This is a genomic window from Sphingomonas sp. (genome assembly GCF_036402235.1).
Taxonomy (GTDB): Bacteria; Pseudomonadota; Alphaproteobacteria; order Sphingomonadales; family Sphingomonadaceae; genus Sphingomonas.
Map to the genome: position 1 here is coordinate 64,967 of NZ_DASWTG010000020.1, position 21,883 is coordinate 86,849.

Consider the following 21,883-nt stretch of genomic DNA (forward strand, 5'->3'; position numbering starts at 1 on the left):
ATCCACAATGGCCGTGCGCGTGGCGAGCAGCCTCCGTCGAGATGGTGTTCATTGACCCCATCTTTAGCCGAAATCGAACGAGCGACAGCGACCTGCTATCGCTCGCGAAGTGCGCCGATCGTGTCGAGGACTCGCACGATTTTGTCGGCGCCTTCGGGAGTCCTATCCCACAGCCCTCGCAAACTTGCCTGCAGCTTTGCCCAAGCCGCTGTCTCGGCGCTCGCCTCAAATGCGGCAGCGTCCATCTCCAGCCCCAGAACCTTGCAGATTTGCACAACGCTTTCGCTGATTCGGCGGAACTCACCCCGCGTAATGCGACCGACCTGACTTGCATGAACCCCGACTAAAGCGCCGATCTGCGTGTCCGTGAGCACACACTCGGCGCGCGCGGCGACGATTTTTTCGCGTAGCACCGAAATTTCGTTTTCCGTTGCCTTCATGCGGATTTGCATGTAGCTAATTATGCAGATTTGCAAGAGGGTGCGTGATGGCAGATGAGATCCGCTTCTATCGAGCCAGCGAGAAGCCCTATGGCGCGTTCAGCAACCTCTATCGTCGCGAAATCGAATTTGAGGGCGAGCGCTTCGCCACGAGTGAGCACGCCTACCAGGCAGGGAAACCGCGCAAGAAGGCGGTGCGCGATTGGCTGATGAGCGCACCGTCTCCGGCCCTGCTCGCGATGGCTGCACACGGCCTCTATTACTGGGATGTCGCGCCGGGTTGGTCTACGGGCAAGTTCGACCGGATGCGCGGGGTCCTTCGTGCCAAGTTCCAGCAGCATCCCGACCTGCGCAATCTCTTGCTTTCGACCGGTGACGCACGTCTAGTCGAGAGCGCGACAGTCGACAATGAGGTCAATCGCTTGTGGGGTGAGGTCAACGGGGTCGGCAAGAATATGCTCGGCGTGCTGCTGATGGAGCTGCGCGCCGAGCTACGCGCGGAGACGCCGGTGGCGGCGGCGGCTTAAGCCGGAAAGGTGTGGCGCGCGTGCGCCAGAATGGAACGGACATAGGCGGCGTCGCGCTGCTGAAACACGCCTCGCGCACCAGCGAAGGCGCAATTTTCCGCGGCAAGCCGCTGGCCAGCAACTACGCCGCCCATCAGATCATGGATGCCGAGGCCCGATAGTCGCGGCCCAGTGCGGGCCAGGAGCCAATCGATCAGACCGACGCTCACCATATCACCTGACCCGCAGGTGTCAGTCACCCGCTCGGCGGGATAGGCCGCGCTCCAAATCCGCTCATAGCCATGCCGCAACTCTAGACCATCTGCGCCATAGGTAACGATCGCGATTGCGGCGCTGGCGGCGACTAGTTCGTCGAGCTCAGGGCCGAGGCGATCCGAGGAATATTTGAGCACGCTGGTAATCGCGAGCGCTTCCTCAAACAGCGTATGATCAATGTCGGACGGTTCGAAATAGATAATCGCACCGCCCTGATAAGCCTGTGCCATAGCATCGAGGATCGCCGGCGAGAGACGATCGGTGTAAAATAGTGCGCAATTCTCCAACGCTGCCATCGCTGATTGAAGTTCCTCGTGCCCGATCGGTTGATAGCGCGGAAATTCCTCGAACGTATCACGGCAGGTAAAGCTGAAGCTATGCTGGCCAGAATGGGTGTCGAGTTCTTGGCGCAGAACCGGAGAGCGGCGACCGGGATGTCGATGGATGTAGCGGGTATCGGCACCTGCGATTTCAAACTCAGTGAAAAGCTGCTCTCCAATCTCATCGAGCCCTAGCGCCAGCACCGGCGCAACCTGCCGGTGCAGCATGGCGAGCGACACAAGCACATTGCCACACGAGCCGCCAAGCGCCTCGGCGGTGAAATCCCCATCGGCGTACAGCCGATCAAGCACCGTGAAGCCGGTGCCGACGACGTCTATCGTGTCAGGCCGCGGGATCATCATGTTCTCTATTTGTACTCATTTCGGCAAAGCTGTCGAGTCCCAGTGAAGGCACATCCATACGAACGCATCCGTCACTATCACGTTTCAAGGCTTGGAGCAGGCGGAGCAAGGCCTCGGGGCCGGTGAGCGTCTTGCCGAACAGCGTCCAGCAGCCATCGTGGCGGTCGCAGACAGTGCCGACGCTGATCCCATGAGCGTGCGAGAGCAACTCATTGTCATTACCATCGCGCCCGCCGCTGTCGCCCACGCACACGGTCGCGGCCTCCTCCGGCAGCGACTGCCGCACGCGCTCGACGACCGTCAGTTTGCTGGTGCCTGCCGCGAAGAAATCGAGGCTGTGGCCGGAGCGCTTGAACCGGACGGCGCCTGAAGCGATGCACGGGCTTTCCCCCAAAGCGGCAGGGAAGGCTGCAGGATCAGCGATATTGTCGAGCTTGATCGAAATCTGCACGTCGCTGAACCGCCCCCCGAATGCTCCGGTGAATAGTTCGGGATGCGATTCGAGCCAAGCGAAGGTTTCCGCAAGGTCTGGATCGGAGGCCGGTCGCTCCACCTCGATGTCGACGCTGAGCGGCTGGATATAGGCGCCGTTATAGTAGCCGACGAGGATGCGCTCATGCATTTTCGGCGGAAGCACGGCCCGCAGCGCCTTGCCGCCCGATCCACCGCGCCCGGTGGCTATCGCGATGCGCACGCCGAGCTCATCCAAGCGCATTAATTCATCAACGATCGCGCTGCGCGGCTGTCCGAAGCGCTCGTCGTCAGAAATGATCGTACCGTCATAGTCGAAAATAAGTGCTCCGACGCAGGCCTGTGTAAGCGCATTACGCCGCGCCGCGCCGACAGTCCGGACACAACTATGATCATCGCTCAAGGTATCGCGCTCAAGCGCGGCCGCGCGCTTGTGCCGGACCGCTGGCCCGAACTGCTGCGCTAGCGCGAGCAAACCGTCCTCCTCATACAGGCCCCGTCCAAAATCGCCGATGCCTGGTTTTCCCGGGTCGATGCCGGTTGCTGTCCCGATCGCTTCGACTATCACTAGGCCTTCGACAATCCCGATTGCGGTGCGTAGACGCCCCGCATTGCCGAAATCGAAGAGTTGAGGACGCAGTGCCGCCGGCAGCAAAGGCTCCATACGCGCCCAAATATCGCGCCCATCTTCGCTAATTAGTGCCAGGACGACGGTACGCTCCTCGCGATGATGTAGCCAAGTGTGGCGACCGTGGGCAAAGTTACGAATGTCGGTGCGCTGGACCGGGCATAGCGCGGCCTCCCAGACAGAAGTTTCGATCAGCTCGGCGACAGCGCGCAACTGAGGATCGGCAATCAGCAGCAGCAGATCGTCGCTTCGGACGTCCGAGAATCGCGCCCGCACGGCCTCCCGAGTCGATGGATGCACCCGCTCCCGCAGGCGTTCCATCACGGCAGCACGGAGCTCATCTCCCCAAGGATCGACCGTTACCAAGTCACTCGCGAACAACAACGCGAGGACCGAGCCGACCAGCGAATGGGTAGCCAGAAAACCGTCCTTCGCTTCGGCGACGGGAATGTTGACCACCATGTTGCCTGGATTGCCAGCCAACGCACCAGCCGCGACGCCCGCGGGATTACGCGTCAGCAAACGAATATGCGCAGCACCACGGGCCCGGGCGGCGATCACGCTGGCGATGCTGTCGGCGTTGTCGGCGCCGGCGCTGAACAGCCAGACGTCGCTTTGACCGAGATCGTTATTGGCGAGCACGAACTCGGCTGGGGTCGCGACCTCGGTCGCGGCTTCGAACAGCGTTTCGCGGCACCGCGCGAAAAAATGCGCGGCGATCGCTGAGCCGCCCGACCCGATCGCCACTGTCGGCCGGCGCCTGCCTGCGCGCAGCGCCTCGGCCAAAGCAGCTACATCCGTATCCGCGACCAACTGCGCGGTGAGCAGCAGCGTGTCGAGCTTTTCGGCGAACCGGCTCATGCCGGCGGATCGCTCACAGGCGCAGTGATTTCCGGCGCGGCGCCCGCTGCGGCGCCAAGCTCACTATAGGCAGGCCCGGATAGCAGCAGGTGAACGCGCATCTCGGCGGTCGCCACCACGGTAGGCTTCGCCGGATCGAAATCATAGCGCACCGTCTCAATATATTGGACCGGCAGGTCATGCTCGATCGCTGCCATGAGCGCTCCGGCTGCCATCACGCGACTGCCGATGGGTGAGAGGATGATGGACGGCACGAATATCTGGTCGACGGCATCCGAATAGCGTCTGGCAAGGGTGCTCAAGGTTCGATAGCAGTCCAAAGGGTTGGATTCAGAGACATAGACGAGATCGCGCGGGTCGACCTGCCACTCATCGACGAGCTGGCTCTCATATTCGGCAATCAGCGCGTCGGCTCGCCGCGGGTCGCGCGCCGGGAACGGCACCACCGGACAAATTTTGTACGTGCCGCGGATCGAGCGGCCAATATCGGTGAGCGCAGCCGCGCGGCCCTTGGCAAGCTGTGGCACCCAGATGCGCGCGATATCGAGTGTCGCGTCGCTCTGATCTACTCCGGCGAAACCGCGAACCGCTATTGGGCGATCACCAGGCTCGCTCGCGATGGCATCGTCAAGCTCGGGATTAGACGCGATCATGATGTGGAACGCGATGCCGCGGCTCTCGCAATAGTCGAGCAGGAGGCGCGCAGCGGGAAAGGCGACCCCGATCGACAGCGCAGTCATGTCGAGCACGATGTCGGTGGTTTCAGCGGGGATGCTGTGACTGCGTATTACCGAAGCGACGCGCGCGCCGGCGATCGGGGCATTGTCGTCGCCGAAGATGTCTACCGAAGCAATCTCGCAGCCTGGCACCAGCGCTCTCAGCTGCTCCGCATTCTGGTCGGCCGCCGTAACCAGGCTTGCCTCGGGCGTGCCGCGCTCCTCGCGGACGAACAGGCCGGAGAGCCGGTCACCGAGATGCCCCGCGAGCAGCGTCGCGATGCCGAGCGAGCGAGGATCGAAGCCAGCGGCTGCGACCAGCACGCAATGAACGTCCGGCCGCCCGAAATATTCCGCGGCGAAAACATCCACCTGTGCATCGAAATGGGCGACGCAATTTTCCCAGTGGTCGTGCGCCATCTACGCTCCCTTCTCGCGCAGATAAGTGATGTCGCGCTCGAGAAAGCCGCCTCGGCGCAACGTCAGCCCATGCGAAAGGGCAACGACGCCGCTGAGCTCGATGAGACACCAGTTCTTGCTACCCTGGCCATAGTCGCGGGTGACCTCGATTGCGCCGTGAGCGACGGCATATTTCAGGATGAGAGCAAGTTCGTCGTTCGAAAGAAGGAGTTTGCCCATCTCTTCCTCTAAGACGCCGACCGCGTTCGCGCCGGCGCCGAGACGTGCGTGCGGCAGCAAGGAAACTTCGCGACAATCTGCCGCGATGCCGTCGACCATCGCTCGGACATGGCGTGCGAACGGAAAGGCCCATCCATCCATGATCTCGACCGCTTTGTCGCGCAACACATCCTGTTGCGCTGCTGCCGGCAACGTCAGCGTCCTTCCCCGGATCGCCTGGGTTTCCATCCGAGCAACCAATGCACCGGAAAGCTGGAGGAACAGTTCGGCGTTTTCGTTGCTGGCGTCGCACAGCGTCTCGAACCCATAGTGGAAGGCACGCCCGCTCAATGCCTGAAGGTGCAGCCGGGCAGCCTCGGCGACGGCCGCGTTCGCCTTGAGCGGAGTCCGCGGTTCAGGATCGAAGTCCTCGAATAGCGACACCTGCTGGTCCGACACTCGATTGGCGTAGCGCGCCATCAGGACGCGGACCATGGCTAGCCCAACTTCGCGCTCGCGGTCGCCCGATTGCGTACCGGCGAGATAAGAGGTGACCAAGCCCTCAATCGAGGTGCGGCGCGCAGGCGTGACGTCGAAGCGCCGCTGGTCGCGCTCCAAGAGAGCCTCGAGTTCGCGCAACTTCGCCTCCGACAGACGCGGCGGTTCGTCGGGAACGAGCCTGCGGAACGGCGGCAAGTTGCGATTCCGAAAAGCGGTGACACGCGGGAGGTAGCGATCTGCCATATCGGCAGCCATGTCGCGGAAGCGGCGGCGTTCCTTGTCGCGGCTCTCACCGCCCTGCATGAAGATGTCGACATAGTCGCGATCCGGCTTGAGATTATGTGTGGCCACGCTGTGTGCTGACCGGAACACGGCGTTGGGGCTTAGCGCGTCGAGCCGCATCATCAGCCAACGTCCGAACCTGATCTCCCGCCTGGCGAGCGCGGTGAAGATCTGTTCGAACTGATCAGGATGGAGTGCGTGAACGTCGTCGAGAATGGCGAGCGGCTTGACAGTCAGGCGCTGCCCCATCCACGGAATGTCGATCTCCTGAATACACTCGAAGGGCTGATAAGGATCGGTCGCGGCCTTCGGCAATTTGTCGATGTCGGGCGGCAGAAGACTTGCCCCGATCGAATAGATGGCCCGCTGCACTTCGAGCGCACGGTCACGGATGCCAGCCGCGGTCAATCCGCCGATCTGCTCGAGCTGGGCCTCCGAAGCGTCGCGAGCGATGAAGCGAATGTCCTCGAGCCGCCGATGGCCGTCATTGGTGAGGCCGCGCAGCAAAGCTAACATGGTGCGCGCCTGGACCAGCCAGAGGGCGAGCTTGGTCTTGACGCTATCTTCGTAAGGCAGTTCCCAGAAGTCGCGATATTCCGACTCCATCGGGATGCGGACCGCCGCGACCCCAGGCTTTCCATCGTCCAAAAATCCCGCCCCGGCCAGTGCGACGCTGAGCTGCTTATTCGTCTCGTTGCTGGGATCGCGCAGGATCGTCTCGACCAGCCGAAATTCGGCAAGCATAGCCAGCATTGTCTTACCGCTGCCTGGCGCGCCGACGATACGGATGGGCAGGTCGAAGATGTCGGCCTTGCGCGGATGATCGGCAAGGAAGGTGGTGAGCGGCGCCGGGCTCACGATTTCCAAAAATGCGGTGTCATCACGGATATATTCTGTGGCGCGGCGGAGGAACGGGTTTGCCATGGTTAGCCGTGCCTATCACGCCGGCGGAATAACGGCTGCATGGCATGCCCGTTTTCATTGGTCGTTTCCGCCCAAAGCAGCGGAATACTGTTATTGGGCGTGTTGTGCTCAAGGATGAGCGGTAAGGCGCAGTTTGCATAGCCCATCTTCAGGTCGGTCTGCTCCGCCTCTCCAGCGTGCTCCACAAGCCGCAGATAGAGATCGTGATTATAATATTTCTCGCACAGCGCGATGATAGCGTCGTCGCGCCCCGGAGCGAGCTTGAGTGAGGCGGGCAGCAACGTCCCTTGGGTCACTTCGATCGAACCGAACGTGCGCCCCGCCCACTCGCGATTTGCTTGTTCTGTGCGTTCCTTAAGGGCTTCGTGCGCTTGGGTGGTCGAAACATAATGGTGAATGTGCAGAGCGTAATTTTCGACGATTGGGAAGGTCTTGCCCAGTTCCTCGACTGCCTTGCGCGCCCCAATCAGCATGTCGTTGAATTTCTGTAACTTGCCCTTCCACTCGCCGCCCTTGTAGCGAATGAAAGTTGTGCCTGATGCGGTGAAATCGTCGATCAGATAGACATGCTCGAACAGCTCGTCGCCCGCGTTGGTTTCCTTGATCTTCTTGGCAAGATCGAGCCATTTCTCGGTGCCGATGTTCATCATGGGCACAACCTGCTCTTGGGTGATGCGGCCGCTGTTCGCGCGCCGCATGATGTCGATGCGACTGCCGTCGCTCATGCCGATAAAGAGCGAGCGTCGTCGAATCCGCTTGAAGGCGGCCACTCCGTCGCTGCTCCCCCAGACTTCGTGGGGCTGAATGCTCGCCTGCTGGGCCGCGAGACGCCGCAGGTGCGGAGTCACTGTTTCTGGATAGAAGGCCTCAATCGCACGGTAGAGCTCGGCATTGGAAATATAGACGAGCCGATGCTTGATAAAATCATAAGCCGTCTGGCGATCGTTCACATCAAACTGCTTCAGCCAGATAGCTAGATTTTCGATGAAACGGGATCCGGCTCGAAAATCGCTGTAGCCGTCATATTTCGTCGAGGCCATCAGCCTTAGCCAGTTGTACTCGGCCGTTGCCACGCCGTCGTCAGTCCAATTCATAATTTGCGCAATCAGGCGCAGACCTAGCGAATTCATCGGCCCCACATAGCGGCATGCTCGAGCTCAGTCGCGTGCATGGCATCCTCCCCTCGGTGAATTCCTAGCGAGTTGTTCAACCTGGACAAAGCTTTTGCGTCACGCGTGAGGTCGAAATGATCCGTTTTGGCATCTGGCCTCGCGAACTCGCGGATCGTCCCCCGTACTCAGCACGATCCGGCTCTTGGGGACCAACTTACGTTACACGTGAGAATTGCGCGATCGGCTTCAGAGCATCAGTCCGTCGACAACCGGACATCGGGCTTAGCTGAAACTTCGGACCGTCCTGATCGCGACCCACCCCGCTCTTGGAGGCACTTCCTTGGTCCAGCGCACGGCCTGACGCCATCAACCCGTAAAGGGTCCGCTTACGCTTCGCGTGCGGCCGCTTGGCTGCACCTGCGCGGTGATTGCGGCCGTGCGCCGAACACTTCGGGCGCCTGTCGAGCGGGGGCGGTCCCCGCTCCCGGACAGGAGCTTCGAAATGCCGCTCATCCTCGCTCAGAAGAACGCTTGGAGCCTCGCCCATACGCTCATGAAGATCGTCGTGGTGTTCCAAACCGAAGGTCGCGATTTCGGCGTCGCCGAGGCCGAGGAATATGATGGCGATCCTGCGTCCATCGTCCGCGAATATGATCCCTTCGCGCGCTGATCGCGCGCGGAGCAGCTTCGCCGCTGTGCGCCTCCGCGAGGGTCCGCCTTCTTGACGAAGTGACCGGGCGGCGCGGGTGTGGTCAACACGCCTGGGTGCCACGAGTTCTCAGATCAGATCTGGCATCGTCTAGCGCACCGGGATTGGCAATCTCACAGGCGACATCGGGGAAACGCTGATGATGAAGCGGAACGCGGGGATCAGCGGTGCGCACACTGGCGCCGCCTGCGGCGCCGCCAGAGGTCGCGCGCCCTGGTTTGCCGCGTCGCACACTCGCACGGCCGGGGGTCAGGGCGGCGGCTGGCCCACAGGCCCGCGCGCACGCCGCCCTGCCGACCGGCCTTTGGCGAGAGTGCCTGTTTGTTGGCCGCTGCGCGGCGGCTGCCCGCCTGCGACGGTTGGCGGCGCCGATCGGACGCGCCTGGCGGCGCTCCGCGATCGGCGGCGCACCGGGTTCGGGTAGGGATTCGGCCGGATGCATGCGCGTTCACGCTGGGGCGGGCTTCCGCTTCCCGTTCGGGCGGCGGTGCCAGGAAGCGGATGCTGAGAGATCGGCAGACGCGAAGTTGACGCTGCTTTCGGTGGTTGTAGCTCGCGTCCCGGGTCCCGCGCCGGGATCGACGAGGCAGCGCATTTCCCGGTGGCGATATCCGGGTGCGGCGTGCCCGGCATGGCACTGATCGGTCGGATCGCCTGATCACCTCGTTGCCTTCACGCTGATCGGTCGCCGGTCCGTCCTTTGATCCGAGCCGCCCCGGGGTCTCGGTACATGGCGGTCTGGCCGGATGACGGCTGCGCCTCGAATGCCTTGCCGCAACTGCTGCGCTTGAAGTTTCTTCCCCTGGGCTGGCGCCCATTCCTCGCGAGGCAAGAAACTTCGCTTCGCAGTCCTCCGCTTCGCTGCGGGCTGACGCTGCGGCGGCATCGCAACCGGCCTTTCGACGCCATCGGGACCGCATCGGGCGGCTCGAGAAATCGAAGGATAGGAACATGGCGAACATCGGCAGCTTCAAGAAGGTCGGCGAGGAATTCCAGGGCTCGATCGTGACTCTCAGCGTCCAGGCCAAGGGCGTCCGGATCGTTCCGGAAGACAATCGCCCGAACGAGAACGCGCCCACCCACCGGGTCTATGTCGGCCGCGCGGAGATCGGTGCCGCCTGGGCGAAGACCTCCGCCGAGCAGCGGGACTATCTCGCGGTCAAGCTCGACGATCCCAGCTTCACCGCTCCCATCTACGCCAACCTCTTCGCCGACGAAGGCGGCGACACCCACAGCCTGATCTGGTCGCGCCCGCGCCGCGGCAGCAACGACTGATCCGAACCAAGGCGCCCCGCCGACCGGCGGGGCGCCTTTCGCATGCTTGCTTTGATTGGCTGGCTGTCCCCTCGAGCGGACAAGGGTGCGGCGAGTTCGGGTCTTCGAGACTGCCTCGCGGCTGGCGAGCCTCAGGCCGGGAATTGTCCCGGCCCGGAGCGCTTGCCGTCGCCATCCGCCCGCCTTTACCGGCGCAATCCGCCGGCGTCGCGAAGCACGATCGCGCCGATTTCGCGCAGGAGTTCCTGCGGCGGAATGCGGCCTATCGCGCTGCCCGGGCACGGCTGGGTGCAACGGGAACGAGCGCGGAATCGCTGGACGAAGCGCATCGATGGGGCCTCTGCGCATTCTTCGATCCCGCGCGTCTGGTGCGCGCGACGCCCGCGATCTGGCGCGCGGAGGCGGCCTCGCAGATCGTCTCGCTCGTGCCGGCGCCGCACCTTTCAGGCGCCGCGCCGCTTCCCGACCTGCGGCCCTGCGCGGAATTCGGCGACGCTCAAGCGCGCAATATCGTCGTCGATCGCGACGGCGTGCGGCACCGTTTGCGCCTGTTTGCGCCCGAGCCTGATGCTCGCTTGGCGATCCTCCTGCCGCCGCTCGGCGATGCGCTTCGCGCCGCCGCGTGCGATGCGGCGCGGCGCATGATCGCAGGGCTGGCGGTTGCCGAGCCCGCCGCGGCGCTTCGCCCCAGCGTGCTTCAGCACCAGCGATTGGCGCTGCTCCTGCGCGTCCTCGATGCGTCGCTTGCGGGTGCAGGCAACCGCGAGATCGGCACCGGGATCGTCTATCCCTGGCTCGCCGGAACCGACGCGACCGCATGGAAGGCGACGGGCGAGCGGCGGCGCGTCCAGCGCCTGCTCGCCGAGGCGCGGCATCTCGCCGCCGGCGGCTATCGCGACCTGCTCAAACCCTGAGGGCGACATAATCGAGGGAGCCGGTTCGACCGCTCCCTTCGCCCCGCCTTCGCCCGCCATTCCAAGCCCGTGATTGGAACGGGCCCGCCGCGCTTGCCGGGCCATCGCCCGGAGAGCCTCGATGACCGCAGAACCAGCCCAGCGTCTGCTGCGCACGCCCGATGCCGCATTGCTGCTCGGCCTCTCCGCGCGCACGCTCGAGAAGCATCGCTGCTATGGCACCGGCCCGGTCTACCGCAAGCTTGGCGCCCGGGTCGTCTATGCCGTCGAGGATCTGGTCAGCTGGGCCGAGCAGGGCGTTCGCCGCTCGACTTCGGATCGTGGCGTGGGCACCGTGCATCCGGCCAAGCCGATCGATCCCGCCTTGCTCGAGCGCAAGGGCGCGGTGCGGCGATGAGCGGCGGCTCCGGCCTTGCTGCCGCGCGCGGCGTTGTCCCCGCATCGGTACAACGCTGTCCCGCGACGGGGACAACCACGGTCGAACTGACCTGGATCGAGCAGGCAACCGAGCGCTGGATCCGCTTCGGGACGCCTATCCTCGACCAGGTTCTGGATCGTCGGCGCCGCCTGCTGACGTTCGCGGCGAACAGCGTCTTCGCCTTCGTGCGCTGGGCCTCGAACGATTACGGTACGGTCCAGTCGCGGCTCGACATCGTGCGCGCGGTCGCCCCGGGCGAGGGCTATTCGACGCTGCCGTGCGTCACGCCGGGCGGCGAGTTGCTGCTGCATCTCGGCGGCTGGCCGCGCGTGCGCGCCGGCCTCGCGACGATCGATGCCGTCGAGGATCTCGGCATCGATCCGGCCGCGGTGTCGCACGATTATTGGCGCCACGCGCACAACCGCCTGATCGCCGGTCATCGCCCCCGCGCCTATTCGCGCGACCGTCATTGCGCCTGGCTGCTGCGCCGGGAGCTCGGCGCATGAAGCGCTTCACGATCCTCGTCGCCGGCTATTGCGCCATTGGCGCCGTCGTCGCGCCGGCGCTCGTCCGCCCCGCGCCCCGCCTCGTCTGGAACGCGAGCGCCAGCGTGCCCATTGGGCTCTACGCGGCGCGCTCGCCGGCCGGCGTGCGCCGCGGCGATCTTGTCGCCGTGCATGCGCCTGCGGCGGTTGCCCGGCTGATGGCCGAACGGGGCTATTTGCCGCCCGGCGTGCCCATGCTGAAGCATGTCGCGGCAACCGCGGGACAGACGGTCTGCCGCTTCGGTGCGCGCGTCTCGATCGACGGGACGCCGGTCGCCGAGGCGCGCTCGCATGACCGCAACGGCCGCCCCTTGCCGGTCTGGTCCGGCTGCTGGACGCTGCAGGATGGCGAAGTCCTGCTCCTCAATCCCGCGTCCGCCAGCAGCTTCGACGGGCGCTATTTCGGGCCAGTCGCCGCCCGCTCGATCACCGCGATCCTGACGCCTTTGTGGCTCCCCGGCACCGCCGGCGAGGGTCCCGAAGCTGCGCGGATCAGCGGGCAGCCCGCTCCCAATCCGGAGACGAAAGGACCTTCGAGATGATCAAGATCGGTGAATTTCATGTGCGCGGCGACGGCTTTTCCGGGCGGCTGGTGACGCTCGGAATCGATGTGGCATTGACCCTTGTTCCCGCGACGCCGAGTGAGAGCAGGAACGCGCCCGACTACCGGGTCCATGCCGATGAGGATGCCGACGGACCCGAGGTCGGCGCGGCATGGAAGCGCACCGGCGAACGCGCCGGCGCCTACGTCGCGGTCGTCATCGACGATCCGCAATTCCCGCGCCCGATCCGTGCCAATCTCTTTCGTCCAGGCATCGAAGGGCAGCCGCATTTGCTCTTCTGGCAGCGCCCCCAGCGCCGCCGCGACAGCAGCGAAGCGTGATGCGGCGCGCGCTGGCCTGCAGCCTGGCGGTCGCCTGCGCCGTCGTCGCGGGCGGGTTCGCGAACGACGCGGCTGCGCAGTCCCGGCCCCTCGCTGCGCGTTGCGGGCCGGCCGTGCCGCTCGCCGAAGCGATCGCGCGCACCTCCGCTCGCTTCGCGATTCCCGAGGGCCTGATCCACTCGGTGATCGCGGCCGAAAGCAATTTCATGGTGCGCGCGGTGTCGCCAAAAGGCGCGATGGGACTGATGCAGTTGATGCCCGACACCTGGGCGGAGCTGCGCCTTCGCTATGCGCTGGGCGCCGATCCGTTCGACCCTTGCGATAACATCACCGCCGGCACCGCCTATCTGCGCGAACTGCTCGATCGCTACGGCGATCCGGGCTTCCTTGCCGCCTATAATGCAGGTCCCGGCCGCTACGAAGCGTATCGCCGGGGCGCACGGCGACTGCCTGCGGAGACGCTCGCTTATGTCGCCAGACTATCGTCGGCGCCGCTCGGCAACGTGCCCGTTTCGCCGCCCGTTACACCCGATCCCGATGCGTGGATGCGCGGCGAATTGTTCGTGGGACGTGCGGATGCGGCGCTCAGAACGGTCGGCGACGCGCCGCCAGCACCGCCTGCCGCGCCGATCGACAAGCGCGACGCGCGACCGTCGCGATCGCCGGGGGACGCGATCTTCGTTGCCCGGACCGGCGCTCGGCAATGACTTGGCTTCGCGCGTCATTGCCCCGGCGCCGGGGTCTCCCGATTGGGGCAGATTGGCTGGTTTGGGGAGGAAAGGGGCGATGGCGAGATAAAAGCGCCGCCGTCCGTCGGCGGGCAAATGGTTGTGGCGACTGGCGAATTTGCGCCGTCGCCGCAGGTGCCCTGCCGTCGCCCTCCCGAATTTCCCCAACGATTTCAACGCACCCGGCGCTGGCTCCCGCATGCGGAGCGGGTCGGTGACCCGGGGCGATGACTCGTTCCGCGTCCGGCCCGGCAAGGGCCGAAGCCGCGGCTCGGGCAAGCTCCGGGCGCAGGGCCTTGCGGCCCAGGTTCGGCGCGCCGCGGCGCGCGCGGGGTTCGCACGGCGCGGACCAGGAGGCAGCGGCGGCACCGGGCGGCTTGGCCGCGGTCGCGCCGCCGCGCTGACCGGGCGGCGCTCGGCTGCTTCGCGACGCGTCGTGATCAAGGCCCGGATCGTGCGCCATCACGGCGCCCGCTTCCGCGCCGCGCCGCTCGCCCGCCATATCGCCTATCTCGAGCGCGACGGCGTCACTCGCGACGGGCGCGACGCCTCGCTGTTCGATGCGCGCTCGGATCAGGCTGACGGCAATGCGTTTGCGACACGCTGCGGCGATGATCGCCACCACTTCCGCTTCATCGTCTCGCCCGAGGACGGCGCCGAGCTCGCCGATCTCAGGGCGTTCACGCGCGAGCTGATGGACGACGCCGCGCGTGACCTCGGCACGCGTCTCGATTGGGTCGCGGTCGATCATTGGAATACCGACAATCCGCACGTCCATGTCCTGGTCCGCGGGGTCGCGGCCGACGGGACCGATCTGGTGATCGATCGCGGCTATATCGCGCACGGGCTTCGCGATCGCGCCGAGGCTCGTGCCACCCTCGAACTGGGTCCGCGCTCCGCCCGCGAGATCGACCAGTCGCTGGCGCGCGAAGTCGAGCCCGAGCGATGGACCAGCCTCGACCGCGGTCTCGTCGCACGCGCCGACAGTGATGGCGCGGTCGACCTGCGGCACCAAGCGGGTGCCGCGCCCGGCCGGCGCGACCTGCTGCTGACCGGCCGCGCGCAGACGCTCGAGCGGCTCGGGCTGGCGACGCCTGCAGGGCCGGCTTGCTGGATTCTGAAGCCCGCGCTGGAGCAGACCCTCCGCGAGCTCGGCGATCGTGGCGACATCATCAGGACGATGCACCGCGCGATGCGCGACGCCGGCCATGCCATTCAGGAAAGCGGGCTGGCGATCCATGGTTCGCACGCATCCGAGCCGGTCGTCGGCCGCCTTGTCGCGCGCGGGCTGCACGACGAACTCGCCGGTACTGCTTATGCCATCGTCGACGGGGTCGATGGCCGCCACCATCATCTCCGCTTCGCCGATCTCGAGCTGACCGGCGACGCGAGCCCCGGCGCGATCGTCGAGCTGCGGCAATGGCGGGACGCGCGCGGCGCCGACCGATCGGTGCTCGCGGTGCGGAGCGATCTGCCGCTGGATCGACAGGTTCGGGCACGCGGCGCCACCTGGCTCGACCGACAAATGCTCGGCGGGCAGTCCGGCCTCGCCGATCAGGGATTCGGCGGCGAGGTTCGCGACGCGATCGCGGCCCGCAAGGAGCATCTGGTCGGTGAGGGGCTCGCCACGCGTCGCGCCGGGCGCATCGTCCTTGCGCCCAACCTCATCGAGACCCTCCGCTCGGCGGACCTGCGAGAAGCGGCGGCGCGCATCGCCGAGCGGACCGGGCTCGTCGCCCATGAGGCGCAGCCGGGATCGCGGATCGCCGGCACCTATCGCGAGCGGGTGACACTCGCCTCCGGCCGCTTTGCGATGATCGACGACGGGCTCGGCTTCCAGCTCGTGCCCTGGCGGCCGGCACTCGATCGCCAGCTTGGGAGCACGGTCGCCGGCACGCTGACCCCCGGCGGCGTCGACTGGACCATCGGCCGCGGCCGCGGCCTGGGCATTTAGGAGACGGACCATGCAATCCACCCGGATCCTGTGGGGCCAGGTGACGATCGTGCTGCTGATCGTGCTCGGCACGGTCTGGGGCGCGACCCAGTGGACAGCGCATGCGCTCGGCTATCAGGCCGCGCTCGGGCCGCCCTGGTTCTTCGTGCGCGACTATCCCCTCTACCCGCCGCCGGCCTTCTTCTGGTGGTGGTTCAGCTACGACGCCTATGCGCCCGAGATCTTCACCCGCGGCGCGTTCATCGCCGCCTCGGGCGGGATCGCCGCGGTCGTGGTCGCGATCGCGATGTCGGTCTGGCGCGCCCGCGAGCTGAAGGTGGCCGAAACCTACGGATCGGCGCGCTGGGCTTCCCCAAGCGAAGTCGCTGCCGCGGGGCTGCTCGGGCAGGACGGCGTCGTGCTGGGCCAATTGCGTGGCGACTATCTTCGCCACGATGGTCCCGAGCACATCCTCTGCTTCGCGCCGACCCGCTCGGGCAAGGGCGTCGGCCTCGTCATCCCGTCGCTGCTGACCTGGGCAGGCTCGGCGATCGTCCACGACATCAAGGGCGAGAACTGGACGCTGACTGCCGGCTTCCGCGCGCGGGTCGGCAAGGTATTGCTGTTCGACCCGACCAATGCGGCCTCGGCTGCCTATAATCCGCTGCTCGAGGTGCGCCGCGGCGAATGGGAGGTGCGCGACGTGCAAAATGTCGCCGATGTGCTGGTCGACCCGGAAGGGTCGCTCGAGCGGCGCAACCACTGGGAGAAAACAAGCCATGCGCTGCTGGTCGGCGCGATCCTCCACGTCCTCTATGCCGAGCCCGACAAGACGCTCGCCGGAGTCGCCGCCTTCCTCTCCGATCCGCGGCGGCCGATCGAGGCGACCCTGGCAGCCATGATGTCGACCCGGCATCTGGGCGAAGCCGGCGTCCATCCGGTCGTCGCCTCGGCCGCGCGCGAGCTGCTCAACAAGTCCGAAAATGAGCGGTCGGGCGTGCTCTCGACCGCCATGTCTTTCCTGGGGCTTTATCGCGATCCCGTGGTGGCGAAGGTGACGAGCAATTCCAGCTGGCGGATCGCCGACTTGGTCGATGCCGAGCATCCGGTAACGTTGTACCTGGTGGTGCCGCCGTCCGACATCAGCCGGACCAAGCCGCTGATCCGGCTGCTGCTCAATCAGATCGGCAGGCGCCTTACCGAGGAATTGCGGCCCGCAGCCAGGCGGCACCGGGTGCTGCTGATGCTCGACGAGTTTCCCGCGCTCGGCCGTCTCGACTTCTTCGAGTCCGCGCTCGCGTTCATGGCCGGCTATGGCCTCAAGGCGTTCCTCATCGCCCAGTCCTTGAACCAGATCGAGAAGGCCTATGGCGCCAACAATGCGATCCTAGACAACTGCCATGTCCGCGTGAGCTTCGCGACCAATGACGAGCGCACCGCCAAGCGGATCTCCGACGCGCTCGGCACCGCGACCGAGATGCGGGCGATGAAGAACTATGCCGGACATCGGCTTTCGCCATGGCTCGGCCATCTGATGGTATCGCGCACCGAAACCGCCCGCGCGCTGCTCACGCCTGGCGAGATCATGCAGCTGCCGCCCGACGACGAGATCGTGATGGTTGCCGGCGTGCATCCGATCCGCGCACGAAAGGTCCGATACTATCGCGATCGCCGACTAGCCTCGCGCATCGGGGAGCCGCCGGCGGCGACGCCGCCGTCGAAACACCGGGCCAATGACTGGACGGACTTGCCGATACTAGCGGGCTCCCACGCGCCCGTCGAGGACGTCGACGAAAACGGCGATCCGGCAAATGGCGGTGTCCGCCGCGAACCCGAATTGCCCGAAGAGCAGGAGATTGTGCCTCGCTCCGTGCCACCAGCCGGAGAATTCGAGTTCGATGACAGTGCTGGCGACGATGCGGCCGCCGCCAGACGTCTGCAGGACCGGATGCGGGGCAACGCCCGCCAGGCATCACTCGACCCCGGCGACGGGATCGTCCTGTGACCGGCCTGCGCATCAAGCACACCTTCCGATTGCCGCCGGCGCTGTCTTCCGAGTTGGCCGATTATGCCGCCCGCAAGCGCGTCACCCAGGCGCTCGTGGTCGAGACCGCGCTTGCCTCCTTCCTCTCCGGCGACAGCGCCGAGCATCTTGAGGCCGTGCTGAGCCGGCGGCTGGACCGGCTGTCGCGGCAGGCGGAAAAGCTCGCCTGGCATGTCGAGCTGACCAACGAGACGCTGGCGCTGTTCGTGCGCTTCTGGCTCGTCAACAATCCACCTCTGCCCGACACGGCGCTTCCGGCGGCGCAGGCGATGGGCAAGGAGCGATGGGAGCGCTTTATCGAGACGCTGAACCGCCGGATGGAATTCGGGCCGAGGCTGAAGAACGAGATCGTAGAAGATGTCGGACCCCGACCGGGCGCGAGCCACGACTGAAGAACCCTACCGGCGCTTGCTGGCCCCGAGGTCCGTCACCGACGCAAGAACGGTGTTCTCCCAGATCGTGTTGCATTGGATCTCGCCGTCCTGCTCGAACCAATGGGTCGCGCCGGGGATGAGGTCGAACGGAATGGGATTGCTGGCGAGCGGATTGTGAAAGAACTCGAGCTCCTGACACCACGCTTCGCCAAACGGCCATAGCGCTTCATAGTCTGGGCTGGAGATTGACAAGGCGAACGGGATCGCGTCGACCGCACCGGGCGTCCGATCGAACAGAATCCCCTGCCGAACCATGTCGAGGCCGGGCGGTTGCCAGCCGGCGAGGAACCCCATCCGGTTGAACTTGGACAGGGTGGCGGCATTACTGAACAACACGCCCGACAGATGGGCATTGGCCGGATCGCGAAAGAGCCCTGCCGGTATTCGGTTCTTTCCCGTCAGATGCGAAATCGACGCGCCTGCGGCACGGCGATCGGCACCTTCGCCTTCCACATAGGCCTTGAAGCCATACAGGTAGGTTGGCAGCGCTTCGCGGCTCCAGACCATTGAGCCGGACTCGTGGAAGTCCGCGATGGCGATCGCGAATGGCTGGCCACGTACGTGCGCCATCTGCTCATAGTTGCGCTGGAGCTTTCCCCGAAGCGTCTTGGCGAAGCGCTCGGCGGTATCGCCCGTCAACCGCTCCTCCCGATCTTCCGGCGCGTGCACCCATGGGCCGATGCCACCCGATCGCGGCTCGGCGGAATTGGCGGTCACGGCCTCGATCCAGCAGTTGGCGCCGTCCAGCTCGATCTCGAAGTCCGGGGACACATGGTCCTGCCGCACCCGAATACCCTGCTCCCGGAAGCACGCCAGCAGGTAGAGCTCGAACAGTCGTGAGGCGAAGTTGTTCGTCTGGAAGTCGCTGACGAAATTCGGGTCCGGGTTTGGCAACGCCAGGTAGCATTCGCCCACCGCCATCAACGCGGGGAGATGATCCAGCGTGGAGGACAGAAGCTCGAACTCGGGCGAGGCGCCGGAAGGGCCTATCTCACAAAGCGGGCGCCGCCTCCGGGCGCCCGCCGGAAGCGGCTCGGGCGGGTCTCCGATCCGAAAGCTCTTCCGCAGATGCGCCAAGGCTAGGTCCGGGCTTGCGAAGCCGCCGTGCTCCTCGATCTGCACCCATCGGTGGTCCACACGCCGCCTCAGGGTCAGGGTCGAAAAGCTCCAGGTCGCAGGGTCGATCAGAATCGCGCCAACGGCCTCGGATTTCGCCGTCTTGTAGGCATCGTAGATTTCGCGGTCGCCGAAGTTCGGACCGTACTCGAGCGAGAGCGCGAAGAGATCAAACTGCCGCGCGTTGATCCGCTTGAGGTCTGCATTCTCGCCAGTCACTGAGATCAGCCTCGCGTCATCCGATGCGCATCGCGCCATCTATGGCCCTTCGCGAACGGTTCTGGCAGACTGTTTGCACACCCTCGCGAGGATCCATGCAGCGCTATTTCCTCGACGAGAGCGGTCATGGCGGTGATCTTGCTTCCTCGAATGTGCTCGACTTTGCCGGGCAGCCGGTTTTCGCGCTCAGCTGTATCGGCACAAGTGATGAAACCGGACTGGCTGCCGAACTCGAGCGCCTTCGTGCCAAGCACCGGTGTGGGACCGGTGAACTCAAATCCAGTTCGCTCGGTGCAAAACTCCCGGCCTTCGTCTCCGATCTCATGGAATGGCTGGTGGCCGATGACGCGGCCATCTTCGTTGAGATTGTGGAGAAGCGCCTCTTCATCGCGATCCACGCCGTCAATAACCTGCTCTGCGGCCGATACGGTCTTGGCGATGTGGACCAGGAGAGCAGGAGCCTGTTCGCCGAATTTCTGAGCGCGCCCGAGTTCGACCCGGTCCTGCTTGCCTATCTCGGCGCCTGCCGCTCGGAGTCCCTTGCCGATGTGATGGAAGTCCTGAACCTGCTCTGGGGTGCGCTCGATCGGTCGGATGAGGACCACGCGCGCACGCTGCAGGTGCTCACAATGTATGCGCGCGATCACGCCCGGCTCAAGGATGCCGAGGTCGATACGTTCCTGCCCATCCCGGACATGAGCGTCACGGGCAAGAAGGTCTGGATGCTGCCGAACCTAACGTGCCTGACCAACATCTACGCCCGCATAAATCAGTCCCGCAGGCAGGGGTTGGACGGGCTGACCCTCGTTCACGACATCCAGCTTCAGTATGGCAAGGTGTTGGGCGACGGAAAGACGATGCTCGAGAAGCTTGCCGCCGAGAATGCGATGCCTGTCATGCCATTCGCCGACTATCAGCTGCGTGGTAACGTCAAGATGACGTTCGCCGCTGCTGCCGACGAAAGCTGTTTGCAGGCGGCAGACATTCTGGCCGGCTGCGCGATGCGCTTCATTCGCTCAGGGTTGCCGCGGCAAAGCCGCAGCGACCCGGCGCTGCGCGGAGCCTTCTTCGCGATTTATGAAGCTGGCAACCCTTTCACCGCGACCGGCATCAACCTTGTTGTCACCGACGCGGTCCTTGGACGCCTGAAGGTCCCGAACATCCCTTCCGCGCCCTTCGTGATATAGGTCCCTTATCCGTTTGAGCATCAAAGCATGGCTTTTGCCGGCCATCGCACGGCGGTTTGTCAGTTCGTCGGACAACAGCCAGGCGTACCGTTGGCCCGGGCCTCCTGGATCGGCGGACATGGCACGTCCGCGTAGGAGCAAAACACGCAGCAATCGCCGGACAAGGGACGAAGCACTTCGCCGCAATGCGTGCAGTCGTAGAAGAACTGGCAGGCGTTCGTCGGCATAGTCTCCGTGGAGACGCCTCCGCACTTTGGGCAGGTGAGCGTCGAGCGCAATTCCATCACTGACCTCCAAGCGCGCGCATAAGCGGCCCCTCGATCAGGGGCCAGCACGCCGAAATGGTCACGAAGAGCGTGGCCAGGCTCAGCAGGATGAAGGTGCTCCTTGCCGGCGGTGGCACCGTGCAGCTGGCGTCGCGCGCGCACGCCCGGCGCCTGCGAAGATAGAAGAACCAGCCGACCGCGACGACGACCAAAGCTGCGATCGTCAGCGGCCAGTGGAACGGCACCACCGACGCAAGCCCGGCCGAACTCACCCCGATAGCGGCGAGCGCAAGCGGCACGACGCAGCAGGCAGCCGCCGAGAACAGCGCGCCGATGCTCGCGACGGTGCCGAGCGCCGCCGCGCCCCGATCCGCACGCGCCGGGGGCCCCGAACCCTGAGCAATGCTCGGGCGGATATCGTGTTCGCTGGACAAATCGCTTCTCCGGTTCGATTCCGGCCGGTATGCAACCTGTAGCAACTACAGGATCAAGGGAAAATTGATGGGCCGCTTCACGATCGGGCAGCTCTCCCGCAGGACCGGGGTGAATATCGAGACGATCCGCTATTTCGAGAAGGTACGGCTCATTGCCTCGCCGCCTCGCACCGAAGGCGGTCACCGCATCTACGACGACGACCATCTGCGCGCGCTCAGCTTTATCCGCCGCGCGCGCGAACTCGGCTTCACGCCCGAGGAAGTGCGCGGAATCCTCACCCTTGGCGGCCCCACGAACGCCTGTTGCGACGAGGTTCGGGACATCGCCTCGCGACATCTCGAGACCGTGCGGAGCAAGATGGCCGACCTTGCCCGGCTCGAAGGACTGCTCGCCTCGACTATCGATCGCTGCACCGGCGATCACGTGCCCCGCTGCGCCGTGATCGACATGATCGAACGCGCGCCCACGCAATAGTTCGCTCCGTCACTGATCCCGTTCACGGCGCGGCACAGCCACGCTGGTGACCATCCTGCCCTGCGGCGTTGCTGGCTCGCGCTGTGCGATTCCGAAGCGGGACAATCGGGCCTAAGTGATTCGCCTCGAATCGTCGCCGCGAGCCGGAATCTTTGGGTTGGTGCGCTTCGGAGCGGGAGCGGCACCTCGCCGTCTCCTTCTTCTTCATCGCCACGCTACGCCGCGAGCAAGTAGCTGTTGCGCTTGCCGATTTTCGCGCCTCCTTAGTCACCCCTGTCGCCGGCG

General features: G+C 65.2%; 23 protein-coding genes. 14 read left to right on the plus strand and 9 right to left on the minus strand.

Going from position 1 to position 21,883, the window contains the following annotated elements:
• Positions 1-95: 95 nt before the first annotated feature.
• Positions 96-440, minus strand: a complete 345-nt coding sequence (locus VGD28_RS04445; RefSeq protein WP_331027121.1) for a hypothetical protein — start codon at positions 438-440, stop codon at positions 96-98.
• A 47-nt stretch (positions 441-487) separates the two neighbouring features.
• Here VGD28_RS04445 and VGD28_RS04450 point away from each other — a divergent pair, with 47 nt between their 5' ends.
• Complete coding sequence (locus tag VGD28_RS04450) at positions 488-967, plus strand: NADAR family protein (protein WP_331027122.1); 480 nt, start codon at positions 488-490, stop codon at positions 965-967.
• Here VGD28_RS04450 and VGD28_RS04455 read toward each other — a convergent pair.
• From VGD28_RS04455 to VGD28_RS04475, 5 genes are read right to left on the minus strand one after another with little or no spacing between them, the layout of a single operon-like run.
• On the minus strand, positions 964-1,905 hold the full coding sequence (locus VGD28_RS04455) for a PfkB family carbohydrate kinase (RefSeq protein ID WP_331027123.1): 942 nt from the start codon (positions 1,903-1,905) through the stop codon (positions 964-966). The two genes, VGD28_RS04450 and VGD28_RS04455, sit on opposite strands and share 4 nt — an antisense overlap.
• Positions 1,886-3,865: an HAD hydrolase family protein gene (locus tag VGD28_RS04460; protein WP_331027124.1), complete on the minus strand. Its 1,980-nt coding sequence runs from the start codon at positions 3,863-3,865 to the stop codon at positions 1,886-1,888. The genes VGD28_RS04455 and VGD28_RS04460 overlap by 20 nt, the downstream gene beginning before the upstream one ends.
• Positions 3,862-5,001, minus strand: coding sequence for a hypothetical protein (locus VGD28_RS04465; RefSeq protein WP_331027125.1), 1,140 nt, complete (start codon positions 4,999-5,001; stop codon positions 3,862-3,864). The genes VGD28_RS04460 and VGD28_RS04465 overlap by 4 nt, the downstream gene beginning before the upstream one ends.
• Entirely contained in the window at positions 5,002-6,906 is a 1,905-nt protein-coding gene (locus tag VGD28_RS04470) for a hypothetical protein (RefSeq protein ID WP_331027126.1), read from the minus strand.
• A 2-nt stretch (positions 6,907-6,908) separates the two neighbouring features.
• A complete protein-coding gene (locus VGD28_RS04475; protein WP_331027127.1) occupies positions 6,909-7,979 on the minus strand; it encodes a phosphoribosyltransferase-like protein in 1,071 nt (356 codons plus the stop codon).
• A 541-nt stretch (positions 7,980-8,520) separates the two neighbouring features.
• Here VGD28_RS04475 and VGD28_RS04480 point away from each other — a divergent pair.
• The 11 genes from VGD28_RS04480 (at position 8,521) to VGD28_RS04530 (ending at position 17,859) form a co-directional block, all read left to right on the plus strand.
• Positions 8,521-8,688, plus strand: a complete 168-nt coding sequence (locus tag VGD28_RS04480; protein ID WP_331027128.1) for a hypothetical protein — start codon at positions 8,521-8,523, stop codon at positions 8,686-8,688.
• Positions 8,689-9,678: 990 nt separating this feature from the next.
• Positions 9,679-10,002: a DUF736 domain-containing protein gene (locus VGD28_RS04485; RefSeq protein ID WP_331027129.1), complete on the plus strand. Its 324-nt coding sequence runs from the start codon at positions 9,679-9,681 to the stop codon at positions 10,000-10,002.
• A gap of 143 nt (positions 10,003-10,145) precedes the next feature.
• The gene (locus VGD28_RS04490) at positions 10,146-10,916 is read left to right on the plus strand and encodes a DUF2285 domain-containing protein (RefSeq protein ID WP_331027130.1); all 771 of its coding nucleotides are present in this window, start codon (positions 10,146-10,148) and stop codon (positions 10,914-10,916) included.
• Between the two features lie 121 nt (positions 10,917-11,037).
• Positions 11,038-11,313 (plus strand): helix-turn-helix transcriptional regulator, encoded by a 276-nt coding sequence (locus VGD28_RS04495; protein ID WP_136943387.1) that lies wholly within the window; start codon positions 11,038-11,040, stop codon positions 11,311-11,313.
• Positions 11,310-11,840, plus strand: a complete 531-nt coding sequence (locus VGD28_RS04500; RefSeq protein ID WP_331027131.1) for a DUF2840 domain-containing protein — start codon at positions 11,310-11,312, stop codon at positions 11,838-11,840. Before VGD28_RS04495 ends, VGD28_RS04500 begins: the two co-directional genes overlap by 4 nt.
• Positions 11,837-12,421, plus strand: a complete 585-nt coding sequence (locus VGD28_RS04505; RefSeq protein WP_331027132.1) for a S26 family signal peptidase — start codon at positions 11,837-11,839, stop codon at positions 12,419-12,421. Before VGD28_RS04500 ends, VGD28_RS04505 begins: the two co-directional genes overlap by 4 nt.
• Positions 12,418-12,762, plus strand: a complete 345-nt coding sequence (locus tag VGD28_RS04510; RefSeq protein WP_331027133.1) for a DUF736 domain-containing protein — start codon at positions 12,418-12,420, stop codon at positions 12,760-12,762. Before VGD28_RS04505 ends, VGD28_RS04510 begins: the two co-directional genes overlap by 4 nt.
• A complete protein-coding gene (locus VGD28_RS04515) occupies positions 12,762-13,469 on the plus strand; it encodes a lytic transglycosylase domain-containing protein (protein ID WP_331027134.1) in 708 nt (235 codons plus the stop codon). Before VGD28_RS04510 ends, VGD28_RS04515 begins: the two co-directional genes overlap by 1 nt.
• A gap of 235 nt (positions 13,470-13,704) precedes the next feature.
• Positions 13,705-15,444 (plus strand): relaxase/mobilization nuclease domain-containing protein, encoded by a 1,740-nt coding sequence (locus VGD28_RS04520; protein WP_331027135.1) that lies wholly within the window; start codon positions 13,705-13,707, stop codon positions 15,442-15,444.
• Positions 15,445-15,454: 10 nt separating this feature from the next.
• On the plus strand, positions 15,455-17,428 hold the full coding sequence (locus tag VGD28_RS04525; RefSeq protein ID WP_331027136.1) for a conjugal transfer protein TraG: 1,974 nt from the start codon (positions 15,455-15,457) through the stop codon (positions 17,426-17,428).
• Positions 17,425-17,859: a CopG family transcriptional regulator gene (locus VGD28_RS04530; RefSeq protein ID WP_331027137.1), complete on the plus strand. Its 435-nt coding sequence runs from the start codon at positions 17,425-17,427 to the stop codon at positions 17,857-17,859. The genes VGD28_RS04525 and VGD28_RS04530 overlap by 4 nt, the downstream gene beginning before the upstream one ends.
• A 6-nt stretch (positions 17,860-17,865) precedes the next feature.
• Here the strand turns inward: VGD28_RS04530 and VGD28_RS04535 are convergent, their stop codons facing one another.
• A complete protein-coding gene (locus VGD28_RS04535; RefSeq protein WP_331027138.1) occupies positions 17,866-19,236 on the minus strand; it encodes a hypothetical protein in 1,371 nt (456 codons plus the stop codon).
• Between the two features lie 95 nt (positions 19,237-19,331).
• On the opposite strand from VGD28_RS04535, the gene VGD28_RS04540 reads away from it, so the two are divergent.
• Positions 19,332-20,423 carry a DUF3800 domain-containing protein gene (locus VGD28_RS04540; RefSeq protein WP_331027139.1) on the plus strand — a complete coding sequence of 364 codons (1,092 nt, stop codon included), beginning with the start codon at positions 19,332-19,334 and terminating at the stop codon, positions 20,421-20,423.
• A gap of 59 nt (positions 20,424-20,482) precedes the next feature.
• Here VGD28_RS04540 and VGD28_RS04545 read toward each other — a convergent pair whose 3' ends face one another.
• Both VGD28_RS04545 and VGD28_RS04550 read right to left on the minus strand, forming a co-directional pair.
• Complete coding sequence (locus tag VGD28_RS04545) at positions 20,483-20,707, minus strand: GDCCVxC domain-containing (seleno)protein (protein WP_331027140.1); 225 nt, start codon at positions 20,705-20,707, stop codon at positions 20,483-20,485.
• Positions 20,707-21,123, minus strand: coding sequence for a hypothetical protein (locus tag VGD28_RS04550; protein WP_331027141.1), 417 nt, complete (start codon positions 21,121-21,123; stop codon positions 20,707-20,709). Before VGD28_RS04550 ends, VGD28_RS04545 begins: the two co-directional genes overlap by 1 nt.
• A 67-nt stretch (positions 21,124-21,190) precedes the next feature.
• On the opposite strand from VGD28_RS04550, the gene VGD28_RS04555 reads away from it, so the two are divergent.
• Positions 21,191-21,598 (plus strand): helix-turn-helix domain-containing protein, encoded by a 408-nt coding sequence (locus VGD28_RS04555; RefSeq protein WP_331027142.1) that lies wholly within the window; start codon positions 21,191-21,193, stop codon positions 21,596-21,598.
• Positions 21,599-21,883 lie beyond the last annotated feature (285 nt).

What these genes read in the sequence shown, in the direction of transcription:
- VGD28_RS04525 (WP_331027136.1), top strand. Translation starts at nt 15,455, where the DNA reads ATGCAATCCACCCGGATCCTGTGGGGCCAGGTGACGATCGTGCTGCTG.
- VGD28_RS04460 (WP_331027124.1), bottom strand. Translation starts at nt 3,865, where the DNA reads ATGAGCCGGTTCGCCGAAAAGCTCGACACGCTGCTGCTCACCGCGCAG.
- VGD28_RS04455 (WP_331027123.1), bottom strand. Translation starts at nt 1,905, where the DNA reads ATGATGATCCCGCGGCCTGACACGATAGACGTCGTCGGCACCGGCTTC.
- VGD28_RS04555 (WP_331027142.1), top strand. Translation starts at nt 21,191, where the DNA reads ATGGGCCGCTTCACGATCGGGCAGCTCTCCCGCAGGACCGGGGTGAAT.
- VGD28_RS04445 (WP_331027121.1), bottom strand. Translation starts at nt 440, where the DNA reads ATGAAGGCAACGGAAAACGAAATTTCGGTGCTACGCGAAAAAATCGTC.
- VGD28_RS04500 (WP_331027131.1), top strand. Translation starts at nt 11,310, where the DNA reads ATGAGCGGCGGCTCCGGCCTTGCTGCCGCGCGCGGCGTTGTCCCCGCA.
- VGD28_RS04450 (WP_331027122.1), top strand. Translation starts at nt 488, where the DNA reads ATGGCAGATGAGATCCGCTTCTATCGAGCCAGCGAGAAGCCCTATGGC.
- VGD28_RS04515 (WP_331027134.1), top strand. Translation starts at nt 12,762, where the DNA reads ATGCGGCGCGCGCTGGCCTGCAGCCTGGCGGTCGCCTGCGCCGTCGTC.
- VGD28_RS04495 (WP_136943387.1), top strand. Translation starts at nt 11,038, where the DNA reads ATGACCGCAGAACCAGCCCAGCGTCTGCTGCGCACGCCCGATGCCGCA.
- VGD28_RS04480 (WP_331027128.1), top strand. Translation starts at nt 8,521, where the DNA reads ATGCCGCTCATCCTCGCTCAGAAGAACGCTTGGAGCCTCGCCCATACG.
- VGD28_RS04485 (WP_331027129.1), top strand. Translation starts at nt 9,679, where the DNA reads ATGGCGAACATCGGCAGCTTCAAGAAGGTCGGCGAGGAATTCCAGGGC.
- VGD28_RS04470 (WP_331027126.1), bottom strand. Translation starts at nt 6,906, where the DNA reads ATGGCAAACCCGTTCCTCCGCCGCGCCACAGAATATATCCGTGATGAC.
- VGD28_RS04465 (WP_331027125.1), bottom strand. Translation starts at nt 5,001, where the DNA reads ATGGCGCACGACCACTGGGAAAATTGCGTCGCCCATTTCGATGCACAG.
- VGD28_RS04510 (WP_331027133.1), top strand. Translation starts at nt 12,418, where the DNA reads ATGATCAAGATCGGTGAATTTCATGTGCGCGGCGACGGCTTTTCCGGG.
- VGD28_RS04540 (WP_331027139.1), top strand. Translation starts at nt 19,332, where the DNA reads ATGCAGCGCTATTTCCTCGACGAGAGCGGTCATGGCGGTGATCTTGCT.
- VGD28_RS04545 (WP_331027140.1), bottom strand. Translation starts at nt 20,707, where the DNA reads ATGGAATTGCGCTCGACGCTCACCTGCCCAAAGTGCGGAGGCGTCTCC.
- VGD28_RS04505 (WP_331027132.1), top strand. Translation starts at nt 11,837, where the DNA reads ATGAAGCGCTTCACGATCCTCGTCGCCGGCTATTGCGCCATTGGCGCC.